Source organism: Exiguobacterium sp. s59 (genome assembly GCF_018617475.1).
GTDB lineage: Bacteria > Bacillota > Bacilli > Exiguobacteriales > Exiguobacteriaceae > Exiguobacterium > Exiguobacterium aestuarii.
In genome coordinates, this window is sequence record NZ_JACSKG010000006.1 from 25,342 (window position 1) to 45,349 (window position 20,008).

Genomic DNA, 20,008 nt, shown 5'->3' on the forward strand with positions numbered 1-20,008 from the left:
TCAAACCTTAGCAGACTGTTCTGAAAATTGTCAATATTATTTTGTAAAAAAATTGTAACTTGATTTAGTTTAAGAAAAACATGCCCAAAATGAGACCAATGACCCCTGTTGCCGTGACGTAATAAATCATCGGCATGAGCGTGTAACGAATGATGGTCCCTTCTTTACCGAGCAGTCCGGCAACGGATGCGACCGCTACGACGTTTAACACACAGATCATATTCCCCGCATTCGCCCCGGCCATCTGCATCGATAAGGCGAGCGTATTATCGAGTCCGACAGACTCCGCTACGTTCGTCGTCAAACTCGAGAACATCATGTTCGAGAAGGTTGCTGAGCCTGAGACGAAGGCGCCGAGGGCCCCAATCCACGGTGCAACGAGTGGCCATACTCCCCCGAACGTGTCGGCAGCTGCCGTCGCGAGTTCGACCGGCATAGACGCAAGTCCAGCACCTCCATTTTCGGAGTGAATGAAAATACGAACCATCGGAACAGAAGCCGCTAATGTGATGACTGTACCGACGATTCCAAACGTCGTCGCTTTAAAGACCGACGTCACTTGCGACCAACTCATATTGTGCAGGAAGAATGTTGCGATGATCGTCAAGATGAACATGAATCCTGGTGAATAGAACGGTTCCCAAGACGTTGAAATCCCTTCTACCCCTAAAATATTCGGTAGATTGATTCGTACACTGCGAGACAGTTCATTCAAGAACGGTACCGTACGAGTGAGAACTAAGAAAATCGTCAAGATGAGATAAGGTGCCCACGCTTTCCATTGCGGTAGTTCACGCGTGTTCGATTTTATCGTTACTTTTTCAGTAGATGGTTCAAGTTCATCCGCATACCCATCGAACGTCCATACGCGCTTCGGCATGAGAATCCCTTTACGAGCCATTGCGACGAGTATGACGAGACCCGTTAGTCCACCGAGCATCCCACCGAATTCAAATCCAAGGATGAGTGTCCAAATGTAGGCCGGTACACTGTATAACAGTGCTGCAACAATCGCAATTGGAAATACTTCGAGTGCCGGCTTGATCGATTTTTCCTTACTGAAGAAGCGCGTTAACATCAAAATCAGAATGAACGGGATGAATAGACCGACGACCATATCAATCAATACGGTCTGTAAAACAACCTCTGTCAAAAAGGCGATCGACTCAGGTTGGTTCACGTCTAGCGAAAGACCATTCCCAATCCCGATGAGTGCCGGTGTCCCGACTGCACCGAACGTGACGGCGGATACGTCCGCAGACAGTGCGATGACGACAGCGGCAATCGGTGGAAAGCCGAGCGCAATCAAGAGTGGTGCCGCAACCGTTGCCGGTGTCCCAAATCCTGATGCCCCTTCAATGAATGAAACGAACAACCAACCGACAATCAAGACTTGAATACGCGGATCGGGTGTGATGTTGACGAATCCAGAGCGGATCGCGTTCATGCCGCCCCCCTCTTTCATCGTATTCATCATTCCAATCGCACCATAGACAATCCAAACTGTCGTCACAGCAATGACGAGTCCTTGTAGTGTCGCTGCCATGATTCGAGTCGCATCCAATTGCCAAACGAAGAACGCTAAAATTGCCGTCGTCACGAGTGACAAGGGCATGGCTACCGATGCAGGTAAACGCATAATTACCAATAAGATGAGCACGGCCACAATCGGTGTCAGTGCTGTAATCCATTCTAAAATCGTCAATGTAGACCCACCTTTTCGTGTTTTCCCCTACCGTAAACAGATGTCCCATCACGATTCTTGTTCAGCGATCCGATCTAACGTACGTTCAATCACATCATACGGAAATCCTTTACGCCGAAGCTGCATCTTCATGCGCTGTTTGCGTTCGAACGCATCATACCCGCTGAACTTCCGATTCAACTTTTCAGCCTGCTTTAAACACGCCGCAATTTCGACATCTTCGTCCTCTTCTTCCCAAAAAGTTTGAATCGCCTCTGAAATAATATCAAAGGTAAACCCCCTTTGCATCAGGGTTTGTTGAATTCTTTGTTGCACTTCTGTGGCAGAACGACGATTTGTTTCCATTTGTTTCCGTTTTACGAACTTTCCGGCCTTTTCCACGAGTTCTTCGTGTGTGATGGATGTCAATACCGACTCAACGACGTCGGGTGGAATGCGGAGCTGTTCGAGCTCACGTTTGATTTTGATTGGCCCACTTGGACTAGTGTTGAATTTGGTTTGGACATAAGCTTTCGCAAATTCCGCATCATTCAAATAACGTTGCTCTTTCAGTCGTGTGATGGCATGTTTGATGGCAGTCTCGCTTAACTCCTTCTTCATCAGGTAGTCTTGTACCTCTGAAATCGCACGCATTCGATACGATAAATAATTGACGGCCAACTTATAAGCCTTCTGTGACTCTTCCGCCTCGAGCACGTCTTGTACAAAATCGTCTTCGAGTTCCATCCCTTTTGTGAGTCCATACTTAATGAACACGTCGACATCGATGGCGAACGCAAACTCTTCTTTCCCCTCTCGTTCAATGAATACGTTCAATCGGTCTTTATTTTTTTGTTGGGTCGTGAACTTCGCAATTTTCATAACGACTCCCCTCCATTCTATGTTTCTAACATATCACGTTCAGGAAACGTAAAGGATTTTTGATAAGTTAGAAGAAAGGGTATTCATCTGGATATACTGACTTATACCCATTTTAGAAACAACACATGATATCGGAGGGAATTTCATGAAAATCGCAATCACTGGCGGAACCGGACTGATCGGTCAACCGCTCGTCCGTGCATTGGCTGATGCCGGTCATCAAGTCGTCGTGTTGACACGTCATCCACGCCCCCGCCATCGCGGGGTATCATTCATCGAATGGTTGACACCGAACAGCAAGCCCGAAGAAGAGCTCGAAGGAACGGACGCGTTCATCCATTTAGCCGGGGCGTCAATCAATGACGGACGCTGGACCCATAAACAGAAACAAGCGATCCTTCAAAGCCGAATCGAAGGGACAAAAGAAGTCGTCCGCATCATTCAACAGTTAAAACAAAAGCCACAAGTCGTCGTGAGCGGCTCGGCGATCGGCATATACGGTGAAGATCGCTCGATCACCTATTCAGAGGAAACCCCATTACCGACACGAACCAATTTCCTAGGGAATGTTTGCGTTCTCTGGGAACAGGAGGCTGAACCGATTCGCGATTTAGGAGTACGTCTCGTGACGATGCGTACTGGCGTCGTTTTATCAAATGACGGAGGTGCCTTTCCATTAATGAAACTCCCCTATCAGTTCGGGGTCGGTGGTAAAATCGGATCAGGAGAGCAGTGGGTCCCATGGATTCATCTAGATGATCTCGTTCGGTTATTCGTGCATATCATCGAAACGGACACAATCGAAGGTCCTGTAAACGGGACTGCCCCTATGCCGGTGACAATGAATGAGTTCGGGAAGACGATTGCGAAAGTGATGCATCGTCCTCACTGGATTCCCGCACCAGCCCCAATGATGAAACTCGCACTCGGTGAAAAGAGCGTCATCGTCCTAGAAGGTGCGAAAGTCGTTCCGACAAAAGCGCTGCAACATGGCTTCGATTTCCGATATGACACGTTAGAACCCGCACTAAAAAACCTATTACAAGATGCTTAAGGAGAATGAATCGTGAGTCACTTACTTATTCGAAACGCCCATATTTATCCGATTACCGCCCCCCACTTTTACGGAGACCTCCGTGTTCGTGATGGCAAGATTGTCGAAATGGCCGAATTACTCGACCCAATGGACAATGAGAACGTCATCGAGGCGGAAGGAAACTTTTTATTCCCTGGTTTTATTGATGCCCATACCCACCTCGGTTTATATGATGAAGGGACCGGCTCTGTCGGAAACGACGCAAACGAAACGGTCGAAGCAATGACACCTCACGCTCGTGCAATTGATGGCGTCTATCCGCTCGACGAAGGATTTCAAGAAGCACTGATGGCTGGCGTGACCGCTGTTCAGGTCATGCCTGGAAGCATGAACGTCATCGGTGGTGTGACAAGTGTCATCAAAACGCACGGTCGCTACATTGACGATATGATTGTCCGCCGTCACGCAGGACTGAAGATGGCGCTCGGTGAAAACCCGAAACGCATTCACAGTATGGGGAAAACGGGTGACTTGACGCGGATGGGAATCATGGGCTTGCTCCGCGAGGCGTTTCGCACGGTTGGGTCGACGAAGACGATTGGTACGTTCGGGAGTCAGATGATTCAACTCGCCCTCGACCGCGAAATGCCAATTCGTGTGCACGCGCACCGCGCTGATGACATCCTATCTGTCGTACGCTTTGCAAAAGAGTTCAACCTCGACTATCGAATCGAGCATTGTACGGAAGGTCACCTCGTCGCGGAAAAATTACAGGAACTCGGTGTGAAACACGTCACCGTCGGCCCGACGTTTACGAGAAAGTCGAAAATCGAACTTCAAAATAAGACGTGGGAGACGTATCGCATCCTCCATGAGCACGACATGATCGTCTCGATTACGACTGACCATCCGTATACGCCGGTCCAATATTTGAACTTGTGCGCTGGACTTGCTGCGCGTGAAGGGCTACCCGTCGACATCGCGTTACGCGGGATCACCATCAATCCCGCCGAATCGTTGGGTGTCGCCGACCGAATCGGCTCCCTCGAAGTCGGAAAAGATGCTGATCTCGTGTTGTGGAATCACTTCCCACTCGACTACTTAGCGAAGCCGATTATGACGATCGTGAACGGTGAAGTTGTCTATAAAACAGACCGTGCCGAAACGCATCATGAGGTCGAATAATTTTCATTATTTTTCATAAGCGTTTTTACGCATAATTTACTTGCTTTTTTAAAAATACTATATAAAATTATCTTGTAACTTCATAAAGCAGCCAAGGCGGTTCGAACAGCGAAGCCAGAAGTATGCTTTCGTTACGACTATTCTTCAGCGGTCTGAAATAGGAGGAGGAATGTAAAGGTGCTCAAATTTCGTGAGCTAACCGACTGCGCGGAGTTGTTCGAACTGATGCAACACCCAGATGTCTTTCCGTATGTCCGTCAAAAGACGGTCCACTTTGACGAGTTTTTATTTAGCACGAAGCAAATCATCGAGCTAGAGGAGCAAGGAAATATCATCTCACGTACCATCACGAACGAGTATGGCACCCCGATTGGGACAATCAGCTTGTTCGATGTCGAATCCGGTTATGGATTCCTCGGCACGTGGCTTGGCAAGCCGTATCACGGCAAAGGTTATAATCAAGTTGCGAAAGAAGCGTTCTTCTCAGAACTGTTCTTCGAGCTTGACATTGAAAGTGTGTTCTTAAAGATTCGCAAATCAAATGAACGTTCGATTGCTGCAGCAGAGAAACTCCCGTACGCGTTTTGCGCGAACGAGATTCGTTCTGAACTGCTCGCCGAAATCAACCAAGGTGATGTTGAATATGTTTTATATGAAGTATCCAAGTCGAGCTTTCAGCTTTACTTGCATGCCCTTCACATCCCAGAATACGAAGTCCCTTACGAGGCACAACTCGAAGCATGAGCCAATTCTGTCAAAGAATTGGCTTTTTTGTGGCGTTTTTGTGTGGATTTGATGGAGGTAACTTGTCGGAGCCGAATAAATCTGTTCTAATTCGAAGAGATAGGTATGATAAAGGTATGAGGGATTCATCACAACTCTCGTTAACCGTTTCGTAAAGGAGAATGGCATATGTCAGAATCAATGTTTCGTATCCTCGTAACTGATGACGAAGAACAAATGCGAGATTTACTTGTATCAAATTTAGAAAAAGAAGGGTATGAGACGGTCACCGCCTCAAACGGTCTTGAAGCGATCGCACGCTTAAAAGAAGAGACGTTCCACCTTGTCTTACTAGACGTCATGATGCCGGAACTTGATGGATTGACGGCCTGCATGCGCATCCGTGAGTTTTCGAACGTTCCGATCATTCTCTTGACAGCACGCTCGGAAGAACTCGACCGCATCCATGGTTTAAAAATCGGGGCAGACGACTACATCACAAAACCGTTTAGTCCACGCGAGCTACTCGCTCGCATCGAAGCGACGTTACGTCGTACACACAGCTTTTCAAAAGAACAAGAAGCGACGTTTGACGTCGGGATTCTCTCCATCGATATCGAAGGTCGCGCCGTCAGCGTGAAAGGGAAAACGGTCAACTTGACTCGAAAAGAGTTTGATTTACTCTACCTCTTCATCACAAACGACGAAAAAGTGTTCTCTCGTGAACAGCTACTCGATCAAATTTGGGGAACCGAATACCACGGCAATCTCCGCACAGTCGATACGCATATCAAGACGCTACGCCTAAAACTCGGTGAGGCTGGAGGTTACATTCAAACAGTATGGGGCATCGGATATAAATTCGAGGCAAACGTATGAAGCGATACACGATCCGGAAGCGGATTTGGATTACCATCTGGACAGCCAGCCTCTTCTCAGCGTTCGTGTTTCTGATCATGACGTTCTATTTGTACGACAAATTTTATATTCAAACGCAAGAAGAACTGCTCATCAATCGCGGAGAGAAACTCGTCACGATTTATAAGGCCGACGGTTTCTCTGACGCGTTCGCCGACAGCATGACATATACGAACGAACTGACCGAAACGAAAGTGTTTCTCTCCTCGGTTCGAGAGGATACACTCGGCTCCGGTAAGACGTTTCTACGGCAACAAGATCTCGAACGCCTCCAGGACGGGTATGCGATTTCTGTCACGCGAAAGCACCCGACCGAGGACGTCGACATTTTGATGACCGCTTTCCCACTCATACGAGACGGGGAGCTCGATAATGCGCTGATCCTCTACATGGAACTCAGTAAAATCAGTGAGCCATTCCAACCGATTCGGCTCATGATCACGTTTTTACTCGTCCTCATGATTGTGAACTTGCTCATTTTCGGTAAACAGATTATCGATACGATCATCCAACCGCTCATTCAGATGAAACGCGCCTCTCAAGTGTATGCACAAGGTGATTTTTCACACCGCATCCCGATTGTGTACGATGATGAGATCGGTGAGTTGGCAGATACGCTCAACTCGATGGCGGAATCGCTCGGACTCGTCGAAGAACAGCGAAAAGAATTTCTCGCTAACGTCAGTCACGAACTCCGTACCCCACTCTCCTACATTCGCGGGTACACCGAGATGCTTCAAGATGATACGTTGGATGAAAAAACACGGGCCCAATATTATGACATTATCGAAAACGAGACGAACCGACTTCAGCGCCTTGTCACGGATTTACTCGACCTCGCACAGTTAGAGCGCGATTCCTATCCAATGACAAAAGAACCTGTCGTTTATTCACAAGTGCTCGAAGACGTCCTCTATCGTCTCGAACCGATTGCTCGGGCAAAAGGTGTGACGATCGAATCTGATTTAGACTTTGATTTGATTATTCTGGGTGACCATGACCGACTCGAACAAGTCATCGGTAACCTTCTCGATAATGCCCTCCGCTACACAGAGGCGGGCAAGACGATTTATGTGAAGACGTTTGCCGAAACGGACTATGCGATCACGGAAATACGCGATGAAGGTCGGGGTATCCCGAAAGAAGATTTAGACAAATTGACGGAGCGTTTCTATCGCGTTAATAAATCACGGACACGACAAGATGGTGGGACCGGTCTCGGTTTGGCCATTGCGAAGCATATCATCGAACGACATGAAGGATCGCTTCACTTCAGCTCAGAAGTTGGACAAGGAACGACTGTTACGGTCGGCTTACCTCTATTACCAGAAGAAGCGTTCGATATGTAAAAAGGCAGCCCCGAGGCTGCCTTTTAAATGTCTTTTCCTTTATATTGATTGGCCGACTCTTGTTCAAGCCGCTCTCGTTCTGCATGTGTCTGCGGGTATCCGTTCGCCTGCCATTCGGCACGATGACTCGAATCAAGTTGTGTGAGACCTTGCTCCGCTTCATCCTGATCCGCATCCACACTCTCCCGCTCGTCCATCTTTTGCCACGTGTCTTCTTCCTCACGTTGCGATAGCAGTGCCGCCACTTTTGGTGCAACGAGTGCTGCGCCTGCGACACCAAGTACAATCCCCATCAATACTTTACGATCCATCCTGTCCCCTCCTTCACTATGAAGTCTTCATTCCACCATTTCATCATCTTAAAACCCAAACCGAAAACGTTTACAACATTTCAAGGAGTGGAATCCTTAGGGGGAAGGAGGCGATTGGATGGAAAAGAAACGACCTACCTCGAAGCGTCCGTTCGATAATCCGGACGCTGTCGATACGGACAAAGAGAGTATTTTCGATGAGGACGGCATGCAAACCGTCGACCCGATTCCCGTCGAAGAGTTGAATGAACGGATGAAGGACGAGAAGAACAAACGTCACTCCAAAGATGACTCGGTGAGTGAAAAGAAATATAAAGACAAGTAAACAAGCTGCGGACGAATCGTCCGCAGCTTGTTTACGTTAAGTCCTTCGGTGAAAATCCGTAAGGTAGCATTTCTTCTTTTGTCATCACTTTTGTGTCACCGTTCAAGTTTGCGAGAATTAAGGTGAAATCCTCTCCCGCGAATTCGGCGATGACTTGACGGCAAGCCCCGCATGGTGAAATCGGACCTTCCGTGTCTCCGACAACCACAACTGTCTCAATCGAGTCACTACCTTCCGAGACTGCTTTGAAAATGGCTGTTCGTTCAGCACACATCGATAGTCCGTACGAAGCATTCTCTACGTTACAGCCTGTGATTTCTTTACCCGATGCATCGATGACAACGGCACCGACGTTAAATTTAGAATACGGTGTATAGGCGCGTTTGCGCGCTTCAATGGCTTTATGCACGAGTTCTTGTACGCGTTCTTGTGAAATCATTGGATGTTCCTCCACTTCTATATTTGAGAAGAAGTCTGACATCTGAACTATAACGTGAAAACGCTTACTTGACAAGCCTTTTCACGGACTCGTCAATATTTTTTCTTTTTCTTTTTCTCGAACACGACGACCGATTCGACGTGAGACGTCTGTGGGAACATATCATACGGTTGAACATAATTGACCTTGTATCCCGCTTTCATCAACTGATCGGCATCTCGCGCGAGCGTCTGTGGGTTACATGACACGTAAACGATTCGTTTCGTCTTCGACGAGATAATCGAGTTGATCAATTGATGATCCATACCCGTACGCGGCGGATCGACGACAACAACGTCAGGAATCCAGCCATCTTTCACCCAACGTGGGATCCAATGCTCGGCACGTCCTTCGACGTATGTGACATGGTTATAGCCATTTTCACGCATATGATCATTCGCATCTTCAACCGCTTCTGGGACGACTTCCATCCCGCGAATTTCTTTCGCGTATGGCGCCAACCAAAGACCGATTGAACCGACACCTGCATAGGCGTCGATGACACGTTCTTCACCCGTAAGCCCTGCAGCTTCAACGACTTCACGATACATCTTTTCTGTTTGTGCCGGATTTAACTGGAAGAATGCGCGTGGTGACAGATGGTAATGAACGTCATCGAGCTGTTCATCCATTTTCTCTTGACCTGCGATATGGACCGTCCGATATCCGAAAATCACACCTGAGCGATTTGCGTTGATGTTGATATGGAATGAGACGACGTTGGGCAATGCCATGATCCGATCACTTAATTCATCTAAGTCCGGCACATCTTCGTGTCCGACGACCAATACGACTTGTACGTCATTCGTTTTGTAACCTGAACGCACGACGACCGTCCGAGCATAACCCGTGTCACGGCGTGCATCGTAGACGGGGATGTCGAGTTCGTTTAAAATACGGACAATCGCATTGTTGATGTTCGTCGTGTCACGTTGTTGAACCATACAGTGCTCGATTGGCACGAGATGGTTCGAGTTCGGTTTGTAAAGTCCAGATACAATCTCCCCACGGCGTGTGCCGAGCGGGAATTGTGATTTATTGCGATAGTACCACGGGTCATCCATGCCGATTGTCGGACGGATATCCGATTTCTCCACGTTCAGTTTTGTCTTTTGACGGAAGGCGTTTCGAACGATTTCTTCCTTATACTCCATCTGTAGACGTGAACTCATATGTTGGATTTGACACCCACCACACTCGTCGTAAATCGGACAAGGTGCTTTGACGCGGTCCTTTGAGTCGTTATCACGCTTGACGACGCGTGCCTCCGCGTAGTTTTTCTCGACACGTGTGATTTCGACTTTTGCTCGTTCTCCCGGCAATAAGTTTGGAATGAAGATGACCATGCGATTGATCGTCGCGATGCCCTCTCCATTTATGCCAAGTCGTTCGACTGTGACATCTTTAAAATCTCCTGTAATTAATTTCAATCTGATTCATCCTTTCGAGACGATTGTTCTAGGTCTTTGGCGTAACGCACAACTTTGGCGCGCAACGAATCAATGTCGGCTAACAGGCGATGTAAATCTTCAGGTGTCGTATGCTCGTCTAGCGTATTGACTGATAGACATAGCAATTCCGTTCTCGATTTTAGGACGTTCATCTTTCCGGCGGTATCTGTACGTGATTTACCCATCTTGTAATCGCTCCTTTGGTTCGTGACAAAGAGTTGCTATTATAGCATACTATTTCGTGTAACTTGATGAAAAGGTGGAATCCACATGCAAAACATCTCCCCAACCTTCGACCCTTGGGAAGCCTATCTCGACCAAGTCGAACATGGTCGACTCGTCTTATCCAACGTCGAAGTGACAACAACAAAACTGTGTAATATGCGCTGCGAGCATTGTGCGGTCGGTTATATGCTCGATCAAACAGAAGAACCGGAAGTCCCGCTCGAACTGTTGATTCAACGATTAGATGAAATCGAACATTTACGCGCCTTCTCCATCACAGGTGGTGAACCGATGTTATCGATGAAATCGGTCCGCAACTATGTCGTTCCGTTATTACGCTATGCGAAAGAACGTGGGGCACGTACGCAAATCAACTCGAACTTGACGCTACCGTTATCTCGCTATCATCTTATTACCCCTTACTTGGACGTTTTGCACATTTCGCATAACTGGGGCACCGATGCCGATTTCCTCGAAGGTGGGTTCGCGATGATGGATCGGAAACCGAGTGAAGAGGCGCGGTTAAAAATGCTTCAAACGATGAAAGATAACGCCCGTGCCTTAACGGCTGAAGGAATCATCGTGTCAGCAGAGACGATGATCAACAAACGGACGATTCCTCACCTAAAAGAAATTCACGAAGAAATCGTCTCACTCGGTTGCCAACGTCATGAAGTGCACCCCATGTACCTGATGACAGGAATATCATGTCATTAAAAAAGCCTAAAAAATAAGGCAGTGAAGCCATTTATAGCCTCTCTGCCAACTGGATAAACTTCTTAATATTCAGTTCCCCTTCTTCCACTACAGTAACTCCATTTATGATCTGAATCTTCTCAGGCTGTTCTTCTCCCAACAATTCAGCAATCTTACTATAAGGCTTTTGATTCTCCATATCTGATTCCTCCCTGATTATTCTCAGGACTATAATTAGAGAGATAGAGGTTTTTTATGCTATTAAAGCTAATATATTATATGTGTTTATTTATGAAGTAATATCGAAAATTTTACTATTATATACTTTATGAAAATGAGGGTGAGACAAATGTTATTTTCTACAGAATTTTTATCAGGGTTAATAGGAGCTATAGTTGGAGGAGTCTTCTCTTTACTCGGTTCGCATTACGAAGTAAAGAGGCAATCTGAAAATCAGAAGTTAATTGACGCTGAGAATAAATTAGAAGCAAGATTATTAGCTTTGAACTCAATTAAAATGGAGATAACCCACAATATAAATCAAGCTGAAATGTTTCGGATATTCTTAGAGGAAGAGGAAGTAGATAGGCTAGTTTTCAGCGAAGTAAAATTTATTTCAAATTTCCATTCATATAAGTGGAGTCGGCATTCTGATATTATTGGTATGATTAATTATCCAACACTTGTAGAAAAAGCAGAATCTTTCTATGCAAATGTCCATTTGACTAATGCTACAAATACTATTTTTATAGAGGGTGCAATTAATTTATCTGAAAAAGGAAATGAAGTAGTCATTCTTATTAATGATACAATTAAAATTCTTCAAGAAAATTGTAACGATTTTGAAGTATCTTCGTAAAATGAAGATACTTTTTAATTACTTTTATTTGAATCTAAAAAGATATTGTACAAGGCTTCAATCTGTTCAGGATAGTTCTCTCTCAACCACTTATACAAGTGTACAGCCTCTAGATTAATCCTGCCTGATACAATGCTCTTATAAACTGACAACGGGATTCCAGGGATTATTTTTTTGATTTGATTAAACCTCATTTCATGCTCATGCATATACATAACTGCACCAATATTAAAGCCACTAATTGTGCTTCCAACTCTATCCCTGAGTAAGGAGTAAAGTTCTTGAGGATATTTCTCTGCTTTATCCCCTGAATCCATCCACTTATCAAATTCAATATTCATATTTCTGTTGTATTCAATATCATTCACAATAATATCCTTATCTTCCATCATAACTTCTCCTTTTTTGAGTTTTATATGTAAAACAAAAAGGAGAGCTGCTAAGCCCTCCTTAAAAGAATAATTAATATCTCTTAAACCATTGTTTTGAGTCTGCTGATTACTTTCTGATAGCTAGAATAAGCATTTAAAGGAGCTTGTGATAGATGCAACCCTTTATAGAGTACATCTCCTTGTTTAATGATTCCCTGCCTAATAAGTGTCCTATTGAAATCCCTTAGTACATTGCCAGCCCTGCTACTAATCTGCTTCATTAATTCTTCTGTCTCTTTAAGTGTCCTAAGGTTAATAGTCTGGGAAACTTCTGTATCAAGTGCTGTATATGCTTTTTGGACTAAGTAAAAAGCATTTCTAAAATCCTCTGTTAAATCATCAATACCATGTACAGCAGTCCTAATCTTGTTATCATTGATTGCTTTTTGAAGTGTAATGTCTTTTTCAATGCTCTCTTTTACAGCTTGAATCTCTCTTGCAGTCTTCAGATCAGGAGCAGTTTCTAAAAGATTTTGTTGACTATGCCATTCAGCAGATAGTTCTGCAAGTTCTTGTTTGCCTTGTTGGACCAACTGTTCAATTTCCTCTTCCTGCGTTTGAATAGCTTTTGCTACAGCCTCAAGAGCCTCTAATTTCACTTCTACTTCTTCAACTAATTTTTCTTTCATTTATAGTTCCCTCCAAAAAGATTCTAAGGCTAAATCCCCCCCTCAATGTGAGGGTCTTTTTTAGCAGTTACTAGATTAGCTAAGAGCAGGGATATCAAGTGCTTTAATTCATTTTCTTGTGCAAATTACCTCAAATTTTTTTAGGGAGAAGAATTGATGGGATGAGTAGAATGGAGTAAAAGATTCGCTCTGTAAAAGTTACATTGTAACCATTCGAATAAAATCACTTAAGAATCATTTGCAATCCTGTATGTCTCAAAATGATACTGTAAATAGATTATGTATCAATATGATACAGTCGAACCATTTAACTAAGAATTTTACAAAAATCTTTAAAGTATTTTGGTGTCATCAGTGGCAAAGTATCAACACACTGAAATTGGCTTTAATAAGCCATTTGTAAGCCTTTATAAAAAATGTAACAAAATTTTAAACTTTGATTTACTTTAATAGCACCCTTTTAGCCAGACATATATATGAGAAAAACAGTTAATAACAGTTATAACTAAAAGTTAAAAAAGAAATAAGTTAAATAAAAATAGGTATGTAATAAAGGATAAGTCTATTCTGTTTCCAGAATCATGATACAGTTAAAAACAATGATGAGCTAAAGCTCATGGGCTAAAGCCCCTAATAATAAATACATTGTTAAAGATATATATATTTATAAACAACAAAAATAACAAAGAAATTAATTAAACCTCCTTACATAATCTTGTCTCTCACCCCTGCTCTATTCTAGAAATTGAGCGGGGGCTTTTTTTTATATCTATATCCTGCTCAAAAATGTTTTAGACTCTTGTTTCATCATGAAACTATTGGTAGATCACTGTCATATTGTCCACTTGAATATTTTTGTTTCAGATGCCTATAAGAATGAGCAGGTAACTGCTTAAACAATTTAATATAGATGCCCTTACAACTAACTTTTATTAGACAGTCAGTTCTCTCCAAGTCTAGTTTGTTCTGCCCACCCCTTCCTTGTCCTGTTTTGTACATCGGGATAAAGGAGGGGGTTTTCAGGTTAAAAAGGGTTCGAGAAGCATTCACAGACTAGCTAAGTCATGTCAGATTCTTTTTCAAATCATGTGTAAAGCCTGTATAGATGGAATACAGCAATGCTATGATCTAGACAATTAATTACTCTCGATATAGTTATACATAATTGTGAGCAGATTAATGCTCAAACTAAATTAAATACTCTTATAGACCGCTCTCAAAGTACTTTATCTGTCTCCCCCTTCTTTATCCTTTGCTGGATAGAGGAGGGCTTTTTTTGTGTCTAAAGAGGGCTATCACCATACCAAGTTATAAGGCTGTAGAAGGCGATATAAGGCTGTCCAAATGGAGATGATACATAGATGTATAACATTGAATTATAGAAGGTTTAAGAATGTGTGAGATGCCCTGGGAAGTTGTAATAAACTATAGTTATTCACCTGCCTGACTGTTGTAAATTAGATAAGAATTTAAACTGAACCTATCTGAAAAAGACAATAATCAAAGTAGGACTTGGATTTTCTGTGTTTTGCTTTATTGAAGTAAAGTGCTGGTAAATGGCTTTATATAGCCAAAAATTAAGAGTTTGATTATGTGGAAATAGTTCGAAAATCCCAAGAAATCAGGAGTATGTACAATATAAAAATTATTGAATTACCCTATATTGGTTGATGCAAGAGTAGTTACTGGGGACATCATTTTAAACAGATGCAGGTTAAGTCAGTTCCAAACCTCGCCTCACTTCATAGCCCCTGAGTGAATTGGTTTCTACTTTGCACTTTACTGTAAACAGCCTTAGAAATAACAAGGTTATCAACAGCAACAAAGTAAATGCTGGGAACAAACTAAAAGCTATTGAGTTAGTGTTGAAGAACCAAGGCAGACTTAAAGATGTTCAAGAAGTTAATCAGACTGTTGAGGACAAATCACTTACTGATCTGCTTGCTGAATTGAATAAAGAATAATCACAGGCAGAGTCTCAGCACTCTGTCTGTTTTTCTTTTTGTGTTCTGTTTATTTAAAGAGACAAGATTTTGAGACTGCTTGAACACTGATTGTTGTGTCTGCACTCAGACTAGATTCTGTTGTCTCTTTTTCGGGTGATTTTGAGACAGACCCTCCCTCCCCATGGGGGAACAGGGGGTAGGAGAGTGGGGAGAGAGATGTACAAAAAATTTCTACAACAAAAAATACTTTGAGGTTTCCACTGATCTTTGCAGCTCTCAAAAAATATTTCTGTATTCTGCTGAACTTTTGACAATTTAGCTGTTAAACTGTATTCCATAAGGAAATACTTGTAATTCTCAGTCAATAACTTAATCATTCAGTCACTCAGTCAAACAACCTTATGGAGGTATCTAATGGACACTATTGAATTTACTCAGAAATCCTTATCTATTGCTGATGGAAGCGAGATAGTCCTGCGAGAAAACAGCAAATTTAAATTAGTCTTTCTTCCAAAATTAATTGATGACAAAGTTACAGGTGACTATGGAGTCAATGGAAGAATTGTCTGCCTCAGAAAAAAGCCTAATGAAGATTGGGAAAGATACACTGAATTGAATAGTAATAGTCTGAGAGCTGGCGAGTGGACTCAGATGAAATTAAGTACTTCTGAAACTAAAAAACTTATTGATGGGATACAACAATGCAATATAGTTCTAAATGACTTTGGGGTAGAGAGCTCAAGATATAGTTTCTTTGGACATAGAGAAAAAGTTGAACAACTACTTACAATGTTTTCTGATAATGAATACTTGATAGATGACTTACTTGAAATCGAGAAGAGTGGGCTGATTGAAAAGGTATTGAAGTGGATTTCTGGAAAAGATGACATTGAACAAGTGGTAGGAAAGTTAGATAGTCTCAATGTTACTGATCTGGACAGAATCAATAGTGTAGTAGGACTGGCGAAATTGAAAAAAGTATACACCATTTGGGAAGAAAACAAAGATGAAGATCAGTTAGAGAAGTTTTGGCAGGATGTCTTGAAGGAACACTCTTGGATACTCACTCAGATATTCTCTACTCCTACAGTGATGATTGACTCTGAGGTATATGTAGGTGGAAAAGGGTTTGATAACAAAGGTGGGAAAGTAGTGGATTTCTTACTAGCAAACCCTTTCTCTGATGATTCTGTTCTAATAGAGATCAAAACTCCTCAAGAAAAACTTTTATCTAGTAAAGAGTACAGAAATAATATTTACCCAATCAATCCACACATAGCAGGTGCAGTGTCACAGGTCTTGCAATACAAACATAAGTTACAAAGAACTTATAGAGATATTAGAGATGATATGCGAGAACAAGGGAAGGATGTAAAATTCGATTCAATCAGTCCTTGCTGTGTTGTTATAGCAGGAAGATTAGACTCACTTACAACAGTCCCTCAGAAGCATTCATTTGAGTTTTATAGAAAAGAATTAGGAAGTGTTGTTTTGATGACCTTTGATGAACTATTTGAGAAAGTTAAAAACTTCATCGACTTATTAGAACAAGACAAATAACTTTAGGGTAGAGGAGAAATCCTCTGCTCTTTTATACTTAGGAATTACTCAGATTCCCCTTAAAAAATAGAATAACTGATTTTCTATTACCACTAGTAAAAAGCAAATAATTAAAAATCAGTGAGCCTACATGATGCAGACCCACTCCTTATCTACATCTTATTCATAATGAGTAGAGATTTGAAAATATTTTTGATAAACAACTGAACACTTAGTACAGTCTTATTAAGAGATTAAGTATCAACCTCTACCAACACTAAACTAGCTCCCTCAGGAACTTTAATTTTGTTCACAGGGCTTGCAGGTGGGATTACATCCCCATCCTCTTCCATGACTCTCAACATGCCAATTAAAACATCATGAGCATTTTGTACCGCTCCTAACAAGCTTTCTGAATCAGTAAATACATTTTCCAAGTCAGGAAAATCCACAATGAAATCTCCTGATTGGTCAAGTTTCTCTTTTTCAATCAATGCATAATATTTGTACACTGTCATAAGTTAAACCTCCCTAAAAAGTTAACTATTCATATTATATTCAACTGAGTAAAGGAGAGCAGATCAATCAACAATATTCTAGCATTTTATTATTACTAAAATTATCTTTACTATCCTTTGTTGACATTAGAATATGCAAATACCCATAATTGTTGAGTATCTAAAATAAAGGAGTAATAAAAATGTCATCAGTTAAACAAAAACAAACACCAAAGACAGATGCTTGGGAGTCCTACATTGATGTTGTAAAGTATGGAAAGCCTGTCTTATCCAGTATCGAGTTCACTACTACTAACCTCTGTAACATGAGATGCGCTCACTGTGCTGTAGGGTACAATCTTGCCCTTAAAGACCCTGACCCTATCCCTTTAGAGTTCATGTTGAAAAAGCTAGATGAGGTTGAGACTCTGAGAACAATCAGTATCACAGGTGGAGAACCAATGCTGAACATGAAACTGGTTAGAAACTATGTACTCCCTCTATTGAAGTATGCACATGAAAGAGGCATCTACACTCAGATCAACAGTAACCTTACATTAGACATTGAAAGATACAAGATGATTGCTCCATATCTTGATGTACTACATATTTCACACAACTGGACAACTGTTGATGAGTTTGTTGATGTTGGTTTTGCTGTAATGGACAGAAAGCCATCTAGAGAACAGCGAGAGGCATTGTTCCATAGAATGATAAGCAACTCTAAAACATTATCTGAAATGGGAGTAATGGTATCTGCTGAGACTATGCTGAACAAGAGAACCATTCCCCACCTTGCCAAAATCCATAAGCAAGTTGTAGAGGAAATGGGCTGTACAAGGCACGAAATCCACCCTATGTATGATTCAGGGTTTGCTAAAAGTGCCTTTTCAGAGTCGCAAGATCCCTTACATCAGATGTACCCAGCAGACTTCGCTAGCGCCCTCGAATCGGCGTCACTCGCTGATACGCGACAAGCGATCCACGATTTGCTCGATGTCCGAGACGAAAACGTCTGGATGTTGTTCGGCACATTACCGTTCTATGCATGTTCTGACCTACCAGAAGATCGCGCTTTATTGAAACGACTTCATGAATCGAAAAACGTGACGGTCCGCAACGACCCGGATGGCCGTTCGCGCCTCAACACAAACATCTTCGACGGTCAGATTATCGTGACCGACTTTGGCGACGAACTCGGTACGCTTGGTACCGTCTACGATACGTCATTCCAAGAAGCGTACGATACGTGGTCGAACAGTCAATTGAACGCCACTCTTTCTTGCCATTGCCCAGCCGTCAAATGTCTCGGACCGAACGCACTCGTCAAACAAGCGTATTATCCGACGGTTGATTTCCAATCTCGCAAAGCGACCTCGTTTTAATTATTTCGATTCGGGAAATGTTCTGTATATTAACTGAATCGAGGTGTGTATAGATGACAGCGATTTATGTATTCATGATCACTGTAATGGCCATCATCATTTTCGGTGGCGTGCTTAGCATCTTATTGACAGCCGCATTCGTTTCAGACAAAGTAGAGCATGATGAAATGTTTAGTCAAGGCAGTTGGGACGATGAGTTGCTACACTTAAATCACTCTCCACAACCGATTGACGACACGAAAAGCTGAGAACCTTCTCGGCTTTTTACTTTGACTTCATGAGGTGAATCCATGCTCCGCTTTCGTTTTATGATTTTATTATTGATCGTCTTTATTTCTGGCTTGATTCAAGGCGCGCTCATTCCACTTTTATCCACGCTCATTGAGCGTGACGGGGCTCCGGCCTGGGTGAACGGCTTGAATGCGACGATGCTCTATGTTGGAGTCATCGTCTCTGCTCCACTCCTTGAGCGGTTCGTCCGAAAATACGGATTCCGACCGACGATTGTCCTCGGAATTTTATTAACCGCCTTTGCGACCTTCGCTTTGCCGATTTGGCCATCACTACTCGTTTGGGCGATGATGCGTTTCTTTATCGGATTTGGAGACTCCGCCCTCCACTACGGTTCACAAGTGTGGGTAACCTCCTCTACCGACAAACGTAGTCTCGGTCGAGCGATGGCGTATTACGGGATGTCGTTCAGTCTCGGTTTCGCCGTCGGTCCGTTACTCGCACCACTTGTTGATGTATGGTTCTGGTTACCGTTTCTAATCATCGTCTTCTTCTGCCTCGCTTCACTGATGCTCGTCTTTAAAGTCGAGAATGAGTTCCCCGAAGTCGAGAAAGTGAAGACGGACTCGAAGGGACGCATTCGGTTGATCCTAGTCGGCGCAGGATACACGCTTCTCCCCGCATTTACATACGGCTTTCTTGAAGCGAGCTTAAATGCCAACTTTCCGATCTTCACGTCACGGAACGGAATGAGTCTAACAGAGACGAGTACATTGATTACGACATTTATCGTCATGTCAATCGTCGTTCAACTCCCTCTTGGTCGACTCGCTGACTTGTATGGGAAGAAACGAATTTTGCAAATCGTCCTGACATTCGGAACACTCGTGTTCGCTTTGGCAAATGTTGTCGTCGATCACTATGTCGGACTGCTCCTTCTATTCGCGCTAGCCGGCGCGGGGCTAGGGTCGACGTATTCACTCGGATTAGCGCACATGACAGAGGTACTCCCTCGAGCCTTGCTCCCGACCGGAAATATGCTGTATAGCATCTCTTTCAGTATCGGTTCGATTTCTGGACCGATGATCGGCGCATACTGGTTATCGCTTCCGAAAGAGGTTTACTTCCTCATGTACACGTTAATCTTAGGCATTCTCGCATTACGGCTCTTCACATCAACGTCGAAGCCAATCGATATATAAAGAGGCAGATGGTTCCCATGAACCAT

General features: G+C 43.3%; 21 protein-coding genes and 1 pseudogene. 12 read left to right on the top strand and 10 right to left on the bottom strand.

What is annotated here, in order from left to right; all coding sequences use genetic code 11:
• Window positions 1-64: 64 nt before the first annotated feature.
• Both KNO91_RS12245 and recX read right to left on the bottom strand, forming a co-directional pair.
• Window positions 65-1,705 carry an L-lactate permease gene (locus KNO91_RS12245; RefSeq protein ID WP_214790514.1) on the bottom strand — a complete coding sequence of 547 codons (1,641 nt, stop codon included), beginning with the start codon at window positions 1,703-1,705 and terminating at the stop codon, window positions 65-67.
• 48 nt (window positions 1,706-1,753) lie between these two features.
• Window positions 1,754-2,566 (bottom strand): recombination regulator RecX, encoded by an 813-nt coding sequence (gene recX / locus KNO91_RS12250; RefSeq protein ID WP_214790516.1) that lies wholly within the window; start codon window positions 2,564-2,566, stop codon window positions 1,754-1,756.
• 145 nt (window positions 2,567-2,711) lie between these two features.
• Between recX and KNO91_RS12255 the strand changes: the two genes are divergently transcribed.
• From KNO91_RS12255 to KNO91_RS12275, 5 genes are all read left to right on the top strand, one after another.
• The gene (locus KNO91_RS12255) at window positions 2,712-3,620 is read left to right on the top strand and encodes a TIGR01777 family oxidoreductase (protein WP_214818201.1); all 909 of its coding nucleotides are present in this window, start codon (window positions 2,712-2,714) and stop codon (window positions 3,618-3,620) included.
• Between the two features lie 12 nt (window positions 3,621-3,632).
• On the top strand, window positions 3,633-4,787 hold the full coding sequence (locus KNO91_RS12260) for an amidohydrolase (RefSeq protein WP_214790520.1): 1,155 nt from the start codon (window positions 3,633-3,635) through the stop codon (window positions 4,785-4,787).
• Window positions 4,788-4,964: 177 nt separating this feature from the next.
• Window positions 4,965-5,531 carry a GNAT family N-acetyltransferase gene (locus tag KNO91_RS12265; protein WP_214796434.1) on the top strand — a complete coding sequence of 189 codons (567 nt, stop codon included), beginning with the start codon at window positions 4,965-4,967 and terminating at the stop codon, window positions 5,529-5,531.
• Window positions 5,532-5,699: 168 nt separating this feature from the next.
• The gene (locus tag KNO91_RS12270; protein ID WP_214796432.1) at window positions 5,700-6,389 is read left to right on the top strand and encodes a response regulator transcription factor; all 690 of its coding nucleotides are present in this window, start codon (window positions 5,700-5,702) and stop codon (window positions 6,387-6,389) included.
• Entirely contained in the window at window positions 6,386-7,777 is a 1,392-nt protein-coding gene (locus tag KNO91_RS12275; protein ID WP_214818203.1) for a sensor histidine kinase, read from the top strand. The genes KNO91_RS12270 and KNO91_RS12275 overlap by 4 nt, the downstream gene beginning before the upstream one ends.
• A 23-nt stretch (window positions 7,778-7,800) precedes the next feature.
• Here the strand turns inward: KNO91_RS12275 and KNO91_RS12280 are convergent, their stop codons facing one another.
• Window positions 7,801-8,088, bottom strand: coding sequence for a hypothetical protein (locus KNO91_RS12280; protein ID WP_214796431.1), 288 nt, complete (start codon window positions 8,086-8,088; stop codon window positions 7,801-7,803).
• 118 nt (window positions 8,089-8,206) lie between these two features.
• Here KNO91_RS12280 and KNO91_RS12285 point away from each other — a divergent pair, with 118 nt between their 5' ends.
• A complete protein-coding gene (locus KNO91_RS12285; RefSeq protein WP_214790529.1) occupies window positions 8,207-8,413 on the top strand; it encodes a hypothetical protein in 207 nt (68 codons plus the stop codon).
• A gap of 31 nt (window positions 8,414-8,444) precedes the next feature.
• Here the strand turns inward: KNO91_RS12285 and KNO91_RS12290 are convergent, their stop codons facing one another.
• The 3 genes from KNO91_RS12290 to KNO91_RS12300 all read right to left on the bottom strand — a co-directional run bounded on the left by KNO91_RS12290 (window position 8,445) and on the right by KNO91_RS12300 (window position 10,527).
• On the bottom strand, window positions 8,445-8,852 hold the full coding sequence (locus KNO91_RS12290; RefSeq protein ID WP_251125702.1) for a cytidine deaminase: 408 nt from the start codon (window positions 8,850-8,852) through the stop codon (window positions 8,445-8,447).
• 92 nt (window positions 8,853-8,944) lie between these two features.
• Window positions 8,945-10,321: a 23S rRNA (uracil(1939)-C(5))-methyltransferase RlmD gene (gene rlmD, locus KNO91_RS12295; protein ID WP_214790532.1), complete on the bottom strand. Its 1,377-nt coding sequence runs from the start codon at window positions 10,319-10,321 to the stop codon at window positions 8,945-8,947.
• On the bottom strand, window positions 10,318-10,527 hold the full coding sequence (locus KNO91_RS12300; RefSeq protein ID WP_015880867.1) for a hypothetical protein: 210 nt from the start codon (window positions 10,525-10,527) through the stop codon (window positions 10,318-10,320). Before KNO91_RS12300 ends, rlmD begins: the two co-directional genes overlap by 4 nt.
• 85 nt (window positions 10,528-10,612) lie before the next feature.
• Here KNO91_RS12300 and yfkAB (KNO91_RS12305) point away from each other — a divergent pair.
• Window positions 10,613-11,257 (top strand): annotated as a pseudogene (yfkAB, locus tag KNO91_RS12305) (radical SAM/CxCxxxxC motif protein YfkAB); the annotation flags it as partial.
• Window positions 11,258-11,315: 58 nt separating this feature from the next.
• Here yfkAB (KNO91_RS12305) and KNO91_RS12310 read toward each other — a convergent pair.
• Window positions 11,316-11,462 carry a hypothetical protein gene (locus tag KNO91_RS12310; protein ID WP_214818205.1) on the bottom strand — a complete coding sequence of 49 codons (147 nt, stop codon included), beginning with the start codon at window positions 11,460-11,462 and terminating at the stop codon, window positions 11,316-11,318.
• Window positions 11,463-11,612: 150 nt separating this feature from the next.
• On the opposite strand from KNO91_RS12310, the gene KNO91_RS12315 reads away from it, so the two are divergent.
• Entirely contained in the window at window positions 11,613-12,122 is a 510-nt protein-coding gene (locus KNO91_RS12315; RefSeq protein ID WP_214818207.1) for a hypothetical protein, read from the top strand.
• A 14-nt stretch (window positions 12,123-12,136) separates the two neighbouring features.
• Here KNO91_RS12315 and KNO91_RS12320 read toward each other — a convergent pair whose 3' ends face one another.
• Window positions 12,137-12,511, bottom strand: coding sequence for a hypothetical protein (locus KNO91_RS12320; RefSeq protein WP_214818208.1), 375 nt, complete (start codon window positions 12,509-12,511; stop codon window positions 12,137-12,139).
• Window positions 12,512-12,594: 83 nt separating this feature from the next.
• Entirely contained in the window at window positions 12,595-13,182 is a 588-nt protein-coding gene (locus KNO91_RS12325) for a hypothetical protein (protein ID WP_214818209.1), read from the bottom strand.
• Window positions 13,183-15,542: 2,360 nt separating this feature from the next.
• Between KNO91_RS12325 and KNO91_RS12330 the strand changes: the two genes are divergently transcribed.
• A complete protein-coding gene (locus tag KNO91_RS12330; RefSeq protein ID WP_214818211.1) occupies window positions 15,543-16,688 on the top strand; it encodes a Shedu immune nuclease family protein in 1,146 nt (381 codons plus the stop codon).
• Window positions 16,689-16,921: 233 nt separating this feature from the next.
• On the opposite strand, the gene KNO91_RS12335 is transcribed toward KNO91_RS12330, so the two are convergent.
• Window positions 16,922-17,185 (bottom strand): type II toxin-antitoxin system HicB family antitoxin, encoded by a 264-nt coding sequence (locus KNO91_RS12335; RefSeq protein ID WP_214818213.1) that lies wholly within the window; start codon window positions 17,183-17,185, stop codon window positions 16,922-16,924.
• Between the two features lie 176 nt (window positions 17,186-17,361).
• On the opposite strand from KNO91_RS12335, the gene yfkAB (KNO91_RS12340) reads away from it, so the two are divergent.
• Genes yfkAB (KNO91_RS12340) through KNO91_RS12350 form a run of 3 tightly spaced genes read left to right on the top strand, consistent with a single transcriptional unit; the run spans window position 17,362 to window position 19,982 of the window.
• Window positions 17,362-18,549 carry a radical SAM/CxCxxxxC motif protein YfkAB gene (gene yfkAB / locus KNO91_RS12340; RefSeq protein WP_214818345.1) on the top strand — a complete coding sequence of 396 codons (1,188 nt, stop codon included), beginning with the start codon at window positions 17,362-17,364 and terminating at the stop codon, window positions 18,547-18,549.
• Between the two features lie 53 nt (window positions 18,550-18,602).
• Entirely contained in the window at window positions 18,603-18,797 is a 195-nt protein-coding gene (locus KNO91_RS12345; protein WP_214785678.1) for a hypothetical protein, read from the top strand.
• A gap of 42 nt (window positions 18,798-18,839) precedes the next feature.
• Window positions 18,840-19,982, top strand: coding sequence for an MFS transporter (locus KNO91_RS12350; protein WP_214818215.1), 1,143 nt, complete (start codon window positions 18,840-18,842; stop codon window positions 19,980-19,982).
• Window positions 19,983-20,008: the final 26 nt, after the last annotated feature.

Excerpts from the sequence above, each read along its gene's own strand:
- recX (WP_214790516.1), bottom strand. The coding sequence starts at position 2,566 with ATGAAAATTGCGAAGTTCACGACCCAACAAAAAAATAAAGACCGATTG.
- KNO91_RS12255 (WP_214818201.1), top strand. The coding sequence starts at position 2,712 with ATGAAAATCGCAATCACTGGCGGAACCGGACTGATCGGTCAACCGCTC.
- KNO91_RS12270 (WP_214796432.1), top strand. The coding sequence starts at position 5,700 with ATGTCAGAATCAATGTTTCGTATCCTCGTAACTGATGACGAAGAACAA.
- KNO91_RS12275 (WP_214818203.1), top strand. The coding sequence starts at position 6,386 with ATGAAGCGATACACGATCCGGAAGCGGATTTGGATTACCATCTGGACA.
- KNO91_RS12280 (WP_214796431.1), bottom strand. The coding sequence starts at position 8,088 with ATGGATCGTAAAGTATTGATGGGGATTGTACTTGGTGTCGCAGGCGCA.
- KNO91_RS12285 (WP_214790529.1), top strand. The coding sequence starts at position 8,207 with ATGGAAAAGAAACGACCTACCTCGAAGCGTCCGTTCGATAATCCGGAC.
- KNO91_RS12290 (WP_251125702.1), bottom strand. The coding sequence starts at position 8,852 with ATGATTTCACAAGAACGCGTACAAGAACTCGTGCATAAAGCCATTGAA.
- KNO91_RS12300 (WP_015880867.1), bottom strand. The coding sequence starts at position 10,527 with ATGGGTAAATCACGTACAGATACCGCCGGAAAGATGAACGTCCTAAAA.
- KNO91_RS12310 (WP_214818205.1), bottom strand. The coding sequence starts at position 11,462 with ATGGAGAATCAAAAGCCTTATAGTAAGATTGCTGAATTGTTGGGAGAA.
- KNO91_RS12315 (WP_214818207.1), top strand. The coding sequence starts at position 11,613 with ATGTTATTTTCTACAGAATTTTTATCAGGGTTAATAGGAGCTATAGTT.
- KNO91_RS12320 (WP_214818208.1), bottom strand. The coding sequence starts at position 12,511 with ATGGAAGATAAGGATATTATTGTGAATGATATTGAATACAACAGAAAT.
- KNO91_RS12325 (WP_214818209.1), bottom strand. The coding sequence starts at position 13,182 with ATGAAAGAAAAATTAGTTGAAGAAGTAGAAGTGAAATTAGAGGCTCTT.
- KNO91_RS12330 (WP_214818211.1), top strand. The coding sequence starts at position 15,543 with ATGGACACTATTGAATTTACTCAGAAATCCTTATCTATTGCTGATGGA.
- KNO91_RS12335 (WP_214818213.1), bottom strand. The coding sequence starts at position 17,185 with ATGACAGTGTACAAATATTATGCATTGATTGAAAAAGAGAAACTTGAC.
- KNO91_RS12345 (WP_214785678.1), top strand. The coding sequence starts at position 18,603 with ATGACAGCGATTTATGTATTCATGATCACTGTAATGGCCATCATCATT.
- KNO91_RS12350 (WP_214818215.1), top strand. The coding sequence starts at position 18,840 with ATGCTCCGCTTTCGTTTTATGATTTTATTATTGATCGTCTTTATTTCT.